The following is a 282-nucleotide window of genomic DNA, read 5'->3' as shown; positions in this document are numbered from 1 at the left end:
CACCACGCATCCATCGCCCACGGCGCAGTTGAACAGCACGCTGTTGAAGCCAATAAACACACGGTCGCCCACCGTGCAGGGGCCGTGGACGATGGAGCGGTGCGCGATGGAGGTGAATTCGCCGATGGTCACCGCTGCGCCGGATTTGGAGTGGATGACCACGCCATCCTGGATGTTGGAGTTGGCGCCGATGGTGATCGGGTCCATGGCGCCGCTGGCATCGACTTCGTCGGCGCGGATCACGGCGTAGGGGCCGACGAACACGTTCTCGCCGATGATGAC

1 protein-coding gene is annotated in these 282 nt (G+C 63.8%); it reads right to left on the bottom strand.

Annotated elements, in window-relative coordinates:
* A partial coding sequence (locus tag AAEY88_RS13020) for a DapH/DapD/GlmU-related protein (RefSeq protein ID WP_350563060.1) occupies positions 1 to 282 on the bottom strand: 282 nt, incomplete at both ends.

The organism is Psychrobacter sp. CAL346-MNA-CIBAN-0220 (assembly GCF_040309805.1).
Classification (GTDB): domain Bacteria; phylum Pseudomonadota; class Gammaproteobacteria; order Pseudomonadales; family Moraxellaceae; genus Psychrobacter.
Note: the sequence above shows the minus strand (reverse complement) of the source record. Positions and strands in the feature narration are given on the sequence as shown.